Origin of the sequence: Flavobacterium saliperosum (assembly GCF_900100625.1) — a bacterium.
GTDB classification, from domain to species: domain Bacteria; phylum Bacteroidota; class Bacteroidia; order Flavobacteriales; family Flavobacteriaceae; genus Flavobacterium; species Flavobacterium saliperosum.
On the sequence record NZ_FMTY01000022.1, the window covers coordinates 1 to 1490 of the forward strand.

At 29.8% G+C, this 1490-nt stretch carries 2 protein-coding genes; both read right to left on the bottom strand.

The features are described 5' to 3' along the window. Positions 1-220 precede the first annotated feature (220 nt). Positions 221-775: a DUF1643 domain-containing protein gene (locus BLQ05_RS13590; RefSeq protein ID WP_023577691.1), complete on the bottom strand. Its 555-nt coding sequence runs from the start codon at positions 773-775 to the stop codon at positions 221-223. A gap of 209 nt (positions 776-984) precedes the next feature. Beyond that, on the bottom strand, positions 985-1377 hold the full coding sequence (locus BLQ05_RS13595; protein ID WP_035655111.1) for a hypothetical protein: 393 nt from the start codon (positions 1375-1377) through the stop codon (positions 985-987). Between the last annotated feature and the right edge of the window lie 113 nt (positions 1378-1490).

Below are 1490 nucleotides of genomic sequence, written 5' to 3' on the forward strand. Positions count from 1 at the left end.
TAGCAAATGATATAGCACAAATAATAATAATTATTTTCATTTATTTAGATGTAAAATCCGTTCAGTTTACTTGAACTGTTGCACAACGTCCCGCCAGCTTGCTGAAGGTGGGGGATTGGTTACCCAAAACTAACGATTTAAGATTAAGTTTACAAACACAAAACCAATATTTTTTTTGCCTTAAAGCCCCACTTGCAGCAAACTGCTGTTGTGCGAGGTTTTATTTGTATTCTAAAAGGTCATTATTATATGACCAAACTTGAGCGTGTTTAGGATTTCCGTATTTTGAAAGTTTTTCTACATAAAACACTTCATTTCTATTTTCTTTAAGAATTTGAAGAACATTATTTTTTATTAATTCATATTCTTTAAAAAGTCCACTCGGATGATTTCCCCAAGCAATTATAACTTTTGAATTTTCCGAAGTATATTTTCTGATATGTTCTAAATTGTCAAGATCATTAATCTCTTCGCCAAGTTTTTTTAGTTCTTTTGAATAGGTTTCAAAATGAGGAATTAAGTTTAGAATTGTAATTTTTCCAACATTTTTTAGTTGTTTGATATTTTTTCTGTTTTTATGAACGTAATTACAAACATTAAAAACTGTTTTATCAGAAACATCTAAAGTCGCTCTACTAGGATTTTTCATTATGACCAGCAAATTTTCCAATGAATTATTATCAATTGTAAGTTCAAGCCAATATCTTTTCAAATCAGTTCGATAATATTTTTTATCAATTACAAAGGTTGGATGTTTATAAACTGGTTTAGTCATGTTTTCATTAAGTTTTTCCAAAATCTCGCACAACGTCCCGCCGGCTTTATGTCAGTGGCGGATTTTTTTATTACTGACGTTTACAAATATACCGAAAAGAGTGAAAGAAAAACGTGAATTTTTATGCAAGAAGTGCGAGCACAAACTTTCCCAAAAAATCCCAAGCCCCGCCATTGCATAAAACCGTTGTTAGCAGATCGTGCTTTATATTAGTTTTCCGTTTTTACAATTATTGCTTCTATATCTTGTAATGCGATTTTCTTCTTGCCACCCAAAATTCTTGATTTCAAGCCTACGAGAGTATCGTTTAAAATGTAAACAGTATCATAATACAAATTCATTTTTTCTCCAGTTTTACTGTTAGTGATAGAGAAAGTAGTGTTTTTATTCGGATTTATCGTAACTTCTTTTCCATTTTTATCATAACAAGATATTTTAGCGAGTTTGTTTGAATCATATCCTGTACCTAATGAGGAAACATTTTGCGACCTCGATGTGTTGGAATTTTTTCCAATTTGTTCTACAAAACTCTCTTTAGTTATTGTGTAAGATCCACAACTAATTAATAAAAAGGTAAAAGCGATTATTGTAATCTTTTTCATGAATTTGTTTTTAAGTTGAGTTTTTGTATTGTCCTAAAATAGTTGACAAATATTCAGGTTATAAATTTAGGCTAATATACGTTTTTTCTTATTTGATTTGTACGACTTATAAA